Raw genomic sequence first — 13,199 nt, 5'->3', positions numbered from 1 at the left:
TTATGAAAACAATTCTACTTGTCCCGACTGGAGAAGGTGTTGGTCTAACATCTGCATGTTTAGGTCTGGTGTATGCTTTGGAATGCCAGGGCATTAAACCCGGTTTCGTCAAACCTTTCTCTCAAGAATTACAGCCTGAAAACGAACGGACGACAGCGCTGTTTGAGCATGTCTCTAAAACCAAAACGGTTCAACCCATTCCTTATGCACAGGTGGTGCATCAACTAAGCCATGACCAGCAAGATGAATTGCTGGAAGAAGCGGTTCGCTTACACCGCCAAGTGGCCAAACAGCATGACCTGATTATTGTCGAAGGCCTGTTACCGAATTTCCGTGACAGCTTCGCAGATGACCTGAATGCCCTGCTGGCTCAAGCCCTAGATGCACAGGTAGTGATTGTCAGCGGTGCCGACATCAACAATCCGCTTCGCTCTGCTGAACGAATTGAACACCAGATTCGTAACTTCGGTGGTGCAGAATCGAACCGTTTACGCGGTGTGCTGTTTATGCGTACCAAAGGTTTGCCAGAAGATTCTGCGCAAATTCCTGTGACGATTGATCCAAACCTGCGTTTACTGTCAGATACCAGCAAGTTTGTGGCCAGCATTCAGCAAACTTATAGCTACATTGGCACAGAAAAACTGCCAGTGATTGGTTTGGTACCATTTAGTAATACCCTGAGCGTGCCGCGCCTGTCTGATCTAGCAGCGCATATTTCTGCCCAGTGGATTCATGAGGGCGAAGCCAATACACGTCGTGTGTTACATAGCAGCCTGATTACTTCGAATATCGAGCATGAACTGCACAAATTCGTGGCCGGTGAACTGATTATTACCGCAGCTGACCGTACCGATGTACTACTGGCCAGCAGTCTGGCAAACAGCAACGGTATTCCTTTAGCAGGCTTAGTCTTAACCGAGCAGCATCAACCGAATGAACAGGCCTTAAATTTCTGTCAAACTGCCATCAAGCAAGGTTTGCCAGTATTACATACCCCTTTAACCACCTTTGAAACTGCGCAACAGCTCTCGACTTTCGGTAACGAAATTCCGGTCGATGATATTGAACGTGCCGAACAGGTGACCCGTTTTGTGTCCAGCCATATTGATCCGGAATGGTTAAACTCGTTGATTAGCGGTGCGCATAGCCCACGTTTATCGCCTTCTGCCTTCCGTCATGAGCTGGTACAAAAATCAATTGCAGCGAAAAAACGCATTGTTTTACCTGAGGGTGATGAGCCACGTACAGTTCAGGCTGCGGCCATCTGCCAATCGCGTGGTATTGCGCACTGTATCTTGCTGGCCAAACCTGAAGCCGTAGTTGAAGTGGCCAAAGCCCGTGGTATTGAATTGCCGCATGACTTAGAAATTATTGATCCGGATCTGATTCGCGAAAACTATGTCGAGAAAATGGTTGAGCTGCGTAAAGGCAAACTTAACGAATTACAGGCACGCGAACAGCTTCAGGATACGGTGGTTTTAGGTACCATGATGCTGGCACTGGATCAGGTTGATGGCTTAGTTTCAGGTGCAGTACATACCACGGCCAATACCGTACGTCCGGCCTTCCAGCTGATTAAAACTGCACCTGAATATTCACTGGTATCTTCAGTATTCTTTATGCTGCTGCCAGATGAAGTTTATGTGTATGGTGACTGTGCGATTAACCCGGACCCGGATGCAGAACAACTGGCTGAAATTGCCATTCAATCTGCTGACTCGGCCAAAGCCTTTGGTATTGACCCGCGTATTGCCATGATCTCTTACTCAACCGGAACTTCAGGTGCCGGTGCCGATGTAGAAAAAGTAGCGCAAGCGACTGAAATTGCCAGACAGCGCCGTCCAGACCTGCTGATTGATGGCCCGCTGCAATACGATGCTGCATCGGTTGAAAGTGTTGGTCGCTCTAAAGCGCCAAACTCTCAGGTGGCTGGTCGTGCCAATGTGTTTATTTTCCCTGACCTGAACACGGGTAATACCACTTATAAAGCAGTACAACGTTCTGCCAATGTGGTGAGCGTTGGCCCAATGTTGCAAGGTTTGAACAAGCCAGTGAATGACCTGTCACGCGGTGCATTGGTCGATGATATTGTGTTTACCATTGCTCTAACTGCAATTCAGGCTGAACAGCAGTCGAGCTAAGCAAATATCTGCCTGATATTCAAATCAGACCATTCAATGATGTAAAAATTGAATGGTCTATTTGTATCTGAACTATGTTTACTGTATCTTTTAGATTCGTTATTTTATGTATACGACTCATTGATATATAAAGTAATTTTTAGCTAAAACTTTAAAAATAAAATAATTTCTAGCTCATTTTTTAGAGGAAATAAGACATGATTCGTCAACTCATGCTACTTGGCTGTTTCACCTTGACCAGCACCTTTACTCAAGCTGGCTGGCTCACCAAAGCCATTGACAAATGGAATTCGTCGAGCGACCTAAATGAAAACATTTTTGTTCAATATCCAACAGTTCAAGAGTATTTTCACGATAAATTTAAAAGTCCACGTCAAATTACATTGAATAATGTTTCATACAAAGCTGGTGTGGTGATGTATGAACGCGCTCAACAATATTGTGAAAAGGACTTGGGACAACTCGTTCAAATTGAACAACATCCTAAATCTTTATATCCATATCGTGGGGCAGAAATTTTAGATACACCAAACTTACAAAAATATTATGGTTTATTTGAATGTCAAAATATTGCCAATCCTTGGAAAGTCTATTTTGATCATCAAAATCAACGCATTATTCAAAGCTTAACGCCAATTTTATCTGTCGATGTCAGTTATGTATTTGAGTAATGATCATGAATAAGAAAATTTTAATCATCACATCAAGTCTGTTGTTACTCACAGGCTGCCAAGTGACAGGCGAACAAAATAATCTTTATCAAAAAGTTTTAAGCTATTCAGGTCAATCTACCAAAAGTGACCCATTAAATGGCGCAAAAAATCGTTTTAGTATTATTGTGCCAAAAAGTAGTGTCAATGAAACCACACGTTTTAAGGGATTGGTGTCAAACCAAAACTACTTTTCTAGTTTAGCGCGTAGTCAATATTTTGATCATATTTGGAAACGTTATTATTCATCTTTAAGATCACTCTCTGATACCACGACAAAGCTGCGTATTTGTAACAGTACTTTTGCTGAAGATCGAAGACAGCCTTCTTCTGTCTCCAACTCATGCAGTGAAGTCACCTTAAAAACGCATGTCAAAGATATGGGTTCAGCCTATCAGATTAATTTTGAAGGTATTAACGTCGACCAGCATCAGCAAAGTTTTGCACTCTCAAAAATTGAGGTTCCTAATGTCTATAGCTCCGTTGGCGTACTGGATCAAAACCTTTTGAAATCCACCTTCGGATATTATGATCGTATTGAATTTAAGTCGAAGCTCAAAGCTGAACAATTAGCACAAAAACTTGGGCATCAATTTGGTTCAGTCCAAATCTATAAAGATAATGGTGAAATATATCTTCAAGTCAATTTTGACCATGAATATCGAGTCGATCAAGCTGTCTCACCGATTAACTGCAAAACCAACCCTACAAAGCCAAATGTTGCACCGATCGTCAGATGTGATTATGCAATTTTTTCTGCCAAAGGTATTTCAGACTACCGTCAAAATAAAATACAAACAGAAAATTTTATCAAAAAAGTCTTTTTAAATTAGGATGAAAATAAAAAATGAAAAAAATACTTCTTATACTCATGAGTATCATTACGATCCAAAGTGTATACGCAGAAAACTTTAAAACTATGCTGAGAAATAATGGAATCACCTTCCAAATTGATTTAGATAGCATTAAGAAACAAGGGCAATATCACCATGTCGTTGTGGCACAAAAATTTAACAGCAGCAAAACAGAAGGTACACTCAAATATAATGAATTACGCTCAGATTTCATTTTGGACTGCGCTTCAAACCGTGAATACATTTCACGCTTAAGCCGTTACCAAAATGGCAGCATGGTTTGGGAAATGGCCAATCCAGAAAGCTTTAAACTGGAGAAAAACGATTCCGGCATGATTGAATATATTTGTGAAAATGAAATTAAATCTTAAAAATTAATTTTTTGTGATTTTAAATATTCGATTATTTTTATGATCAATACTAAAGACATAAAAAAAGAAGATAAAGCTTAAGCTTGATCTTCTTTTTGGCCATACATCCAAGTTGCAGCGATATATACACAAAAGCCCGCAACCATCAAAATACCTGTTGTCATCTTTAAGGTCTCATTTTTGGATGTGACAATTATGCGAAAGTTTTATGACAGTTATATGACAAAACCGAAATATTTAAATTTTATTAAATAATTAAAATTCAACAACTTAATGAAATTTCATCTAAACTTAAGCTGTAATATGACATTAATTTCAGCTCAAATATGACAAAACCGCCCGCCAAATACAGTAAAAATCACCCAAAATCCCGCGTAAAAGCACCACTATAAACTTTCGGCCAATCCGCTTCTAAAACGCCCACAATGCCGTCATTTTGTCTTATAATTTAGCCCGCTAGCTATCAGCCCGCTCAAGAGAATTTTGATATGACAACTATTATCAAGCAAGATGACTTGATCACATCGGTTAAAGATGCGCTTCAGTTCATTTCTTACTATCACCCACAAGATTTCATCCAAGCGATGAGCCGTGCGTATGACCGTGAAGAAAACAAAGCTGCAAAAGATGCGATTGCACAAATCTTAATTAACTCTCGTATGTGTGCAGAGGGTCACCGCCCAATCTGTCAAGATACCGGTATCGTCAACGTATTCGTTGAAGTGGGCATGGATGTTAAATTTGATTTAACAATGAGCTTAGACGACGCAATTAACGAAGGTGTACGCCAAGGTTACTTAGAAAATTCGAACGTCCTGCGTGCATCTGTACTTGCTGACCCTGCATTTGGTCGTAAGAACACCAAAGACAACACCCCTGCGGTGATTTACCACAAACTGGTTCCAGGTAACAAAGTCGACATTACTGTTGCAGCCAAAGGTGGCGGTTCAGAAAACAAATCTAAACTGGCAATGCTCAACCCATCTGACTCTATCGTAGATTGGGTACTGAAAACTGTTCCAACCATGGGTGCAGGCTGGTGTCCACCAGGTATGCTTGGTATCGGGATCGGTGGTACTGCTGAAAAAGCCATGATGCTTGCCAAAGAAGCACTCATGGAAGAGATCAACATGGACGAACTGCTTCGTCGTGGTCCACAAAATAAACTTGAAGAACTTCGTATTGAAATCTTCGAAAAAGTAAACGCGCTGGGTATTGGTGCACAAGGTCTGGGCGGTTTAACCACTGTACTTGACATCAAGATTAAAGATTACCCTTGTCACGCTGCGGGCAAACCAGTCGGTATGATTCCAAACTGTGCTGCAACGCGTCACGCACACTTCACTTTAGATGGTTCAGGCGTTGCCCATATTCAGGCACCACGTCTTGAAGATTATCCTGAAGTTACTTGGGACTCATCTTCGTCTAAACGTGTTGACCTCGACAACATCACCCAAGAAGAAATGAACTCTTGGCAACCAGGCGATACACTGCTGCTAAACGGTACCATCTATACCGGCCGTGATGCTGCACACAAACGTATGGTTGACATGCTCAACAATGGTGAAGAATTACCGGTTGATTTAAAAGGCAAGTTCATCTACTACGTAGGTCCTGTTGATCCAGTGGGTGATGAAGTGGTTGGTCCTGCAGGTCCAACAACAGCGACTCGTATGGACAAGTTCACTCGTCAGGTGTTAGAAGCGACTGGTCTTTATGGTATGATTGGTAAAGCAGACCGTGGTCCTGCTGCCATTGAGGCGATTAAAGACAACAAAGCAACTTACCTGATGGCTGTCGGTGGTGCTGCGTACCTGGTATCTAAAGCAATCCGCGAAGCTGAAGTAGTTGCTTTTGAAGACTTGGGTATGGAAGCGATCTACAAGTTTGTAGTAAAAGACATGCCTGTATCTGTCGCAGTTGACGTAAACGGTACTTCTGTACACGCGACTGCACCAAAAATCTGGCAAGCTAAAATTGGCAAGATTCCAGTGGTTGATGCCGCTGCTGGCTAATGAATGCTGTTGAAGCGATTAAAAAAGCACCCAAATCTGGGTGCTTTTTTTTATTTCTCGATTCAAGCATTTTTACCAGGTGCGTGGGTCCCACAATTTAAATGGCTTAGTCAACTGCACATCGCTGGCCGGGTCATAATCGGCATGTTTGATTTTTTGTGCCTTGGAGCGAATTTTACCGGTGCTCTGGTCTTCAGCCACAAAATTATAACTGTGCGATTTCAATTGAGTAAAAGCAATTTCATTGAGGCCTACCGTTTCCGGCATCATGATTAAGGGACCAGAAATCGTGCGGCGGGTACTGCTATTTTCTTCATCATATTTAATAAAATAGGACTTGCCTGCTTCAACGGAAAAATCCAGATACTTCGGCTTTTGGAAATGCTGCACACCTAAAGGACGGCTGGTAGATAAACGATAATCCCCGGCAGGCAATTCAATCCAGTAATAATGATTATGCAGCAGGCTTGGAATGCGTTCGCTATTGATAAATAGGCTGGAGGCTACAATTTCCTGACGGTTCCAGCGTGAATCCGGACGATATAAATACACCACAGCGGCCTGATCATGCTGCGGCTGAATGGCTTGAAAGCGCTGGCCTAATTTCTGATTGACCCAACCGCCAATGGTAAACATGCCAAAGCGGTACTGTTCCAGCAAACTCGGCTTTTCGTTCTGATCAATAGCTTTTAACGTAGAGGTGGGCGGCAGTTGCGCCTCGGTTGACGACTTCCCATGACAGCCAGCCAATGCGACAGCCAGAAATACGATTGATATAGCACGCATGAACATCCCTCATTCCTTCGTTTTTATTTTTACACTTAACACTTTTTCAATATTTTTATTGGGTTGGGCATCCAGGCCCTGATGCAGAGATTAGCACTCTGTCTTATTTTTTCAAATAAAAAAACGTGCGAAAACCGTTGATTTCCGCACGTTTCTGACGAATAGCGTCTTAAGCCGTTTTTGAATTCACGACTTTTAAATCGGCTTTCGGCTGTTCTACCACAGCTTCTTTGCTTTGACGTTCCGCTTTTAATTCTGGCTTGGCCTGACCATTAATCACTGCTTCAGTGATGATGACCGTGCCTACATCACTACGACTTGGCAAGTCATACATGATTTCAAGCAAGGCGTTTTCCAGAATTGAACGCAGACCACGCGCACCTGTATTACGTTCCAAGGCTTTTTTCGCCACTGCACGTAATGCAGCATCATCAAAGATCAGGTCGACATTTTCCATCTCGAACAGATATTCGTATTGACGCGTCAAGGCATTCTTCGGCTCGGTCAGAATCTGCATTAATGCGTCTTCATCCAGCTCATCTAGCGTTGCAATGACTGGCAAACGGCCAATAAATTCCGGAATTAAACCGAATTTCACCAAATCTGTTGCTTCAACCTGACGGAACAGTTCAGACAGCTTTTTACTTTCATCCTTGTTACGTACTTCAGCGGTAAAGCCAATACCACCTTTTTCCTGACGTTGCTGCACAATTTTCTCTAGACCCGAGAATGCACCACCACAGATAAACAGGATGTTTGAAGTATCAATCTGGATAAATTCCTGCTGCGGATGCTTGCGGCCACCCTGCGGCGGAATAGACGCCACTGTGCCTTCAATCATTTTCAGCAAGGCCTGCTGCACACCCTCGCCCGATACATCACGGGTAATCGACGGGTTTTCAGACTTACGGGTAATCTTGTCGATTTCATCGATATAGATAATGCCTTTTTGCGCCTTTTCGACATCGTAATCGGCTTTTTGCAGCAGCTTCTGCACGATGTTTTCTACATCTTCCCCCACATAACCGGCTTCGGTTAAGGTGGTGGCATCGGCCATGGCAAACGGAACATCCAGCAAACGCGCTAAGGTCTGTGCCAATAAGGTTTTACCCGAACCGGTTGGACCCACCAGCAGGATATTACTTTTGGCAATTTCGACTGCATCATTGGTTTTCTGACCGTTATGCGTCACTTTCAGACGCTTATAGTGGTTATAAACTGCCACCGATAAAGTCTTTTTCGCCAGGTCCTGACCAATCACATACTGATCCAGTGCAGCGCGAATTTCATGCGGTTTTGGCAACGGACGGGCGGCCCAGTCACTCGACTCAACTTGTTGACTGGTCTGAACCAGATCCAGGCATACGTCCACACATTCATTACAGATATATGCGTCCTCGCCTGCAATCAGCTTCCCGACTTCAGACTGCGTTTTACCGCAAAATGAACAATGTTTTTGTCCTTGAGGATGTTCGGACATATTCTCTCCAATTTAAATCTTTAAAACTTATGGACGCTTAGATAACACTTCGTCCACTAAACCGTATTCTTTGGCCTGCTGTGCAGTCATAAAGTTATCACGGTCGGTATCTTTGGCCACTTTTTCATAGTCCTGGCCACTGTGCTCTGCCATCAAACGGTTCAAGCGCTCTTTAATGAACAGGATTTCACGCGCATGAATTTCAATATCAGAGGCCTGACCACGGAAACCGCCTAAAGGCTGATGAATCATGACCCGGGCATTTTCCAGGCAGTAACGTTTACCTTTAGCACCGGCATTCAGCAGGAATGCACCCATTGACGCTGCCTGACCCATACAGTAAGTCACCACATCTGGCTTGATAAACTGCATGGTGTCATAAATCGCCATACCGGCAGTAACTGAGCCGCCTGGCGAGTTAATGTATAAATGAATATCCTTATCTGGGTTCTCTGCTTCTAAAAACAACATTTGCGCCACAATCAAGTTGGCCATGTTGTCTTCAACCTCACCCGTTAAAAAAATCACCCGTTCACGCAAAAGACGTGAATAAATATCAAAAGAACGCTCACCACGAGATGATTGCTCAACGACTACTGGAACCAATGCGTTATCAATTGATGGAACATACATACGTTTATTTATTCCTAAATTCTTGTGAGTTCACCCATGATCACAATATGAGGGATAATCATCTAAATTGCAAAATATTCACCCACAATTCATGGATATTTTTTGCATAAGCTTTGTAAACTTTAAAACCATCCAAGTTTTTATATTATATAAAAAAGGCGCCTTAGGCGCCTTTTTTACTTCAGCTGAAATTAGCCTTGTTGACGAGCTTGTTGCTCTTTCAATAAGTCTTCGTAGCTGACTTGTTTGTCAGTCACTTTTGCAGCTGCAAGAATGTGATCAACTACTTGGTCTTCTAACACAACTGCTTCAATTTGAGCACGTTGCTGTTTGTCATTTTTGAAGTATTCAATTACTTCGTTTGGATCTTCATAAGAAGATGCCATGTCTTCGATGTAAGCATCAACACGTGCAGCATCCACTTCAAGTTTCGCGTCTGCTAAAACTTTGCTCACCAATACGCCAAGTTTTACAGATTTTTCAGCTTGTTCTTTGAACAGTTCGTCTGGAAGCATGCTTGAGTCAAATGCTTTCGCACCTTGCGCACCAAACTGCTGAGTGAACTGTTGGATCATTTGTTGACGTTGACGGTCAATTTCTTGCTTAACCATAGATTCTGGAACTTCGATTTCGTTCGCAGCAACCAGTGCATCAAACGTTGCACCTTTCACCTGGTTACGAAGACCGTTTTTCACTTCACGTTCCATGTTTTTACGAACGTCAGCTTTTAACTTTTCAACGCCTTCTTCTTCAGTTAAACCGAAGATTTTTAAGAATTCAGCATCAACTTCTGGAAGTTTTTGTTTTTCAACCAGTTTTACATTGATTTTGAACTGAGCTGCTTTACCTGCCAGCTGTTCAGCTTGGTAGTCTTCCGGGAAAGTTACATCAATAACTTTCTCTTCGCCTTTTTTCATGCCCACGATGCCATCTTCAAAGCCCGGGATCATACGGCCAGAACCTAATACCAGTTTGAAGTCTTCAGCAGAACCGCCTTCAAATTTCTCGCCATCTACTGTGCCTTCGAAATCAAAAGTTACTTGCATGTCTTTTTTCGCCATGCCTTTGGTTTCAGCCCAAGTTGCGCGCTGCTTTTGCAGGTTTTCGATCATTTGATCTACATCTTTGTCGCTAACTTCAGATGCTTTACGCTCAACTTCCAGACCTTCGAATTTCACTTCAACTTCTGGATAAACTTCAACAGTCGCTTCATATACTAAAGCGTCGTCTTTCATTTCAGTTTTTTCAATATTTGGCATACCAACAGCATTGATTTTTTCTTGTTGGATTGCTTCAAATACGGTGTCACGAATGATGTCGTTTACAACTTCTTGATAGATACCCGCGCCATATTCACGACGTACAACGTTTACAGGCACTTTACCTGGACGGAAGCCGTTAATCTTCGCAGTTTTAGCTGTGCGTTTTAAGCGAGCTTCGAACTGCTCGTTAATACGGCTCGTCGGTACAGATACATTTAAACGACGGGCAACGCCCGAAACCGCTTCAGAAGTTACTTGCATGGCTTCCTCGATATTTAGTAATAACAGTTTTTAAAAAAGTGCCATATTATATGACAACATTTAAAGATATACAAAATAACAAGCGATCAGAACAATTTTTCGGCTTAAATTCTTCATATTCCCTTCGCTATTTTTATCTATTGTCTAATATTTGTTGCAAATGATAAGTACTATCATTAATATTCAATGGTTTTTAACTCATATTTTTAACTATTCTTCTTATATCCCAATACTGGAATTCGGTTATGCGCACCTTTAACCTTCGCCCGCTTTCGCTCGCGATTCTTGGAATTTCTGCTAGTTCCGCATTTGCAAATACAACCACTGAAACAACAGCTGACCCGACACATCAATTATCCACAATTGTGGTCTCTGCGGCGGGTTTTGAACAAGATATTAAAAATGCACCTGCTTCTATTAGTGTGGTCACAAAAGAAGATATTGAAAAGAAAAATGCCACCAGTATTGCTGATTTGTTAGTTGATGTACCTGGTATTGATATTCGTGATGGTGTAGGCAAAACCTCCGGCTTAAATATTAAAATGCGCGGTTTAGGTAACGAATACTCTTTGATTTTAATTGATGGACGTCGCCAAACCACCTCTTCTGATGTTGCGCCTAATGGTTTTGGTGAATCGTCAAATGGTTACTTACCGCCTCTTTCATCAATTGAACGTATTGAGGTCATCCGTGGACCAATGGCAACCCGCTATGGCTCAGAAGCGATGGGTGGTGTAATCAACATCATCACCAAAAAAGTCAGTAATGAATGGAATGGCAATGTCACGGTTAGTGGCAATGCAATGGAACATAATGGTGAAGCTGATTCCTGGAAAACTAGCGTTGTTGTTAATGGTCCGATTATCAATGATCGACTTGGTATGCAACTACGTGGCTCATATTTAGACCGTCAACGTTCAGAGCGAGTACCTGGCTCAACAGGTCGTGATCCACGCCCAAGTAAAGCAGACAATTATGATGCAGGTGCTAAGCTTACTTACCAGTTAAATGATACAAATACTTTATGGATAGACGGCTTCCATTCCAGTCAAAAATATAAAAATGAAGACAACCGTTTAGGTAATATTGATAAACCTAACAAAGCAAATGGCTATAAAGATGAATTAGAGTTTAACCGTACACAAGTTTCTGTAGGACATGATGGTGACTATAGTTTTGGTCAATGGAAAACTTATGTTAGCCATACTGAAACAGAAACTATAGGCCGTACGATTCCTAATGGCACCTTCCCAAACAATGCATATGAAGGTCAAGATCGTACTTTAGAAAATACAGATTTAGTTGTTGACTCACACATTGTCATGCCTTTGGCAAATCACACCGTGACTGCAGGTGCTGAATATAAAGATGCAATAGTTGCTGATGATATTGCAGGTATTGGCCAAGAATTCTCTAAAGATTCCTGGTCGTTATACGCAGAAGATGAGTGGGCATTACGAGATAATCTCCGCTTTACCTTTGGGGGACGTTACGAAGATCACTCAGGTTTTGGTGGACAATTTAGTCCACGTGCTTACTTAGTTTGGAACACCAACGATATCTTCACTGTGAAAGGTGGTGTGAGTACAGGTTATAAAGTTCCATCTCCAAAAGCTTTACATGACGGAATTATTAACTACAGCGGACAAGGTGAAACTCCGACTTTAGGCAACTCAAACTTAAAGCCTGAAACTTCGATTAACTATGAATTAGGTTTTAATTTCCAACCTAGTGATCAATTAAATCTAACTGCAACAGCTTTCTTTAACCAAATTGAAGACAAAATTATATCTTCACGATTCAACTGCCCGGCCTCTCCTGAATGTGCCAATTTAGCTACAGGTGTGACCGAATACACACAAAGTGCCAATGCAGATGAAGCTGAAACAAAGGGTTTAGAAGTTAGCCTAAATTATTCAATATTGCCAGAATGGGATATTAAAACAGCCTATACGCTGATGGAAACTGAGATCACCAAAGGTAAAAATAAAGGCGCTTACTTCAGCAACGTACCAAAACACGCGCTGAATACGACCTCGACTTGGCATATTAACCCTGCTTTAGATATCTGGTTACAACACGAATATCGTTCAAGTAAAGACCGATTCCAGACCCAACCCAAAACACCAGCATCTGGACTTGGTTCTTCAGACTATCAAGAGTCTTTGATTTTTGGAGATAAATTTGCAGGCTATAACGTGTTTAACTTAGGTGCAAGTTATACAGTGAATGATCAGATCCGAATTAATATGGCGGTAAATAACTTATTAGACAAAGATTTTACTGAAGACAATCAAACCTACCAATATGATTCAACTGATAAGAGCGGTAATCCAATTATCGCCAGCGCAACTGCTTACAAATACTTAGACATTGCCTCTGGTATGTCTGGTACTTACCTCCCAGGCCGCAACTACTGGTTATCTATCTCTTATGACTTCTAATCCAGATTTCACATAAGAACCCAAAACCCTGCCCCGGCAGGGTTTTTTAATTCCAAAAACCGATCAAATTAAATCAAAAATACGATTATTCAAATATTCTTATTGATTTATTTCATTAAATACGAACACTCCATAAATATTTTCTTAATTGTTTAGCTTGTTTTAACCAATTTCCATATTGTTACTGAGAATTATTATCACTAAAATTCGCATTACTTATTGAACGCATACAATAAGTCCAT

At 41.7% G+C, this 13,199-nt stretch carries 10 protein-coding genes; 6 read left to right on the top strand and 4 right to left on the bottom strand.

Going from position 1 to position 13,199, the window contains the following annotated elements:
• The first annotated feature begins 2 nt into the window (after positions 1–2).
• The 5 genes from pta (at position 3) to FTT68_RS04950 (ending at position 6,091) form a co-directional block, all read left to right on the top strand.
• Positions 3–2,141, top strand: coding sequence for a phosphate acetyltransferase (gene pta, locus FTT68_RS04970; protein WP_168396421.1), 2,139 nt, complete (start codon positions 3–5; stop codon positions 2,139–2,141).
• Positions 2,142–2,338: 197 nt separating this feature from the next.
• Positions 2,339–2,812, top strand: coding sequence for a hypothetical protein (locus tag FTT68_RS04965; protein WP_075167434.1), 474 nt, complete (start codon positions 2,339–2,341; stop codon positions 2,810–2,812).
• Positions 2,813–2,817: 5 nt separating this feature from the next.
• A complete protein-coding gene (locus FTT68_RS04960) occupies positions 2,818–3,684 on the top strand; it encodes a hypothetical protein (RefSeq protein WP_163145419.1) in 867 nt (288 codons plus the stop codon).
• Between the two features lie 14 nt (positions 3,685–3,698).
• Complete coding sequence (locus FTT68_RS04955) at positions 3,699–4,076, top strand: surface-adhesin E family protein (RefSeq protein ID WP_143217961.1); 378 nt, start codon at positions 3,699–3,701, stop codon at positions 4,074–4,076.
• A 488-nt stretch (positions 4,077–4,564) separates the two neighbouring features.
• A complete protein-coding gene (locus FTT68_RS04950) occupies positions 4,565–6,091 on the top strand; it encodes a fumarate hydratase (protein WP_005180157.1) in 1,527 nt (508 codons plus the stop codon).
• Positions 6,092–6,163: 72 nt separating this feature from the next.
• Here FTT68_RS04950 and FTT68_RS04945 read toward each other — a convergent pair whose 3' ends face one another.
• The 4 genes from FTT68_RS04945 to tig all read right to left on the bottom strand — a co-directional run bounded on the left by FTT68_RS04945 (position 6,164) and on the right by tig (position 10,513).
• On the bottom strand, positions 6,164–6,877 hold the full coding sequence (locus tag FTT68_RS04945; protein WP_160240957.1) for a DUF2846 domain-containing protein: 714 nt from the start codon (positions 6,875–6,877) through the stop codon (positions 6,164–6,166).
• 169 nt (positions 6,878–7,046) lie between these two features.
• Positions 7,047–8,357, bottom strand: coding sequence for an ATP-dependent protease ATP-binding subunit ClpX (clpX, locus tag FTT68_RS04940; RefSeq protein WP_016658565.1), 1,311 nt, complete (start codon positions 8,355–8,357; stop codon positions 7,047–7,049).
• Between the two features lie 27 nt (positions 8,358–8,384).
• Positions 8,385–8,990, bottom strand: a complete 606-nt coding sequence (gene clpP, locus FTT68_RS04935) for an ATP-dependent Clp endopeptidase proteolytic subunit ClpP (protein WP_005180162.1) — start codon at positions 8,988–8,990, stop codon at positions 8,385–8,387.
• A 191-nt stretch (positions 8,991–9,181) separates the two neighbouring features.
• Positions 9,182–10,513 carry a trigger factor gene (gene tig, locus FTT68_RS04930; RefSeq protein WP_075167430.1) on the bottom strand — a complete coding sequence of 444 codons (1,332 nt, stop codon included), beginning with the start codon at positions 10,511–10,513 and terminating at the stop codon, positions 9,182–9,184.
• A gap of 245 nt (positions 10,514–10,758) precedes the next feature.
• On the opposite strand from tig, the gene FTT68_RS04925 reads away from it, so the two are divergent.
• Positions 10,759–12,957: a TonB-dependent receptor domain-containing protein gene (locus tag FTT68_RS04925; protein ID WP_180048349.1), complete on the top strand. Its 2,199-nt coding sequence runs from the start codon at positions 10,759–10,761 to the stop codon at positions 12,955–12,957.
• Positions 12,958–13,199: the final 242 nt, after the last annotated feature.

The organism is Acinetobacter sp. Q85-2 (assembly GCF_013420555.1).
Taxonomy (GTDB): Bacteria; Pseudomonadota; Gammaproteobacteria; order Pseudomonadales; family Moraxellaceae; genus Acinetobacter; species Acinetobacter indicus.
This window is presented reverse-complemented; position numbering and strand designations above follow the sequence as displayed.